We start from the raw sequence: 1,097 nt of genomic DNA, 5'->3' as shown, positions 1-1,097 counted from the left end.
TATCTTATCTCTGACCAGCAACGGCATAAACGCTGTAATTGGGGTTGTTACCCTGTCTATTCTTTTTAGACATTTAACAAGGGAAGATATGGGTAATTGGGGTTTCTTTTTAACGATTTTGTTATTAGTGGATACCTTTAGGTCTGGCTTTTTATCTACCGCTTTTGTAAAGTTCTTTTCGGGATCAACTGAGGACAGGAAAAAGGAAATAATAGGTTCAACGTGGTTTATCGCGATTATGATAACGCTGTTTTTTGCGATACTGAATGTTCCTGCTTATTTTGCTTCGGGTTATATCGCGGATCCTAGCTTTAAGCTTTTTCTCCAATTCTTTAGTATTAATTACATCTTATCACTACCATTTTTTGTTTCAAATTGCATTTTGCAGGGAAAACAAAGATATGACCGCTTATTATTTTTAAACTTTGCCAATCAAGGTTGCTTCTTGTTGTTGATTCTTCTGAATTTAAAAGGAATTACTATACATACGGTTTTGTATTGCTATTTGTCTGCAAATTTTGTGTCGAGCTCAATAGCTTTGTTTTTTAGATGGACCGATATAAGCATGTTGAAATATAAAACCAGATCCGCTATATCCGAAATCTATAATTTTGGGAAATACAGCGTGGGAACAAACCTGAGTGCAAATCTGTTAGGTTCTGTTGACTCGTTTATCATCAAATTTTTTCTTGGTCCATCGGTTCTGGCGGTATATAATGCAGGAACTAAATTGGTGCAGATTATTGAGATTCCTTTAAGAAGCTTTGTTTATACAGCTATGCCAACCTTATCAGCTTGCTTTAATTCAAATGAAAAGGCGAAGGTTATTCTTGTGATGAAAAAGTACATTGGAATGATAACGGTAGCACTGATGTCGGTTAGTGTGTTGGTCATCATTTTTGCAGATGTAGCCATATTGATATTTAGTGGGCCTAAGTATGTTGCAACCGAGGCACCAAATATATTGAGGATATTTATGGTTATCGCATTTCTTTATCCGGCTGAACGCTTTTTTGCTGTTACATTAGATGTAATTCATATGCCTAAGGTTAATTTACTGAAGATTATACTTATGCTGTTTGTAACAGTTTTAACCG

General features: G+C 35.3%; 1 protein-coding gene. It reads left to right on the top strand.

What is annotated here, in order from left to right; genetic code table 11:
- On the top strand, nucleotides 1-1,097 hold a 1,097-nt coding region (locus tag AC1DG9_RS27250; protein WP_477635715.1), incomplete at both ends, for a lipopolysaccharide biosynthesis protein.

Source organism: Pedobacter sp. 05L430 (assembly GCF_056397585.1).
This window is presented reverse-complemented; position numbering and strand designations above follow the sequence as displayed.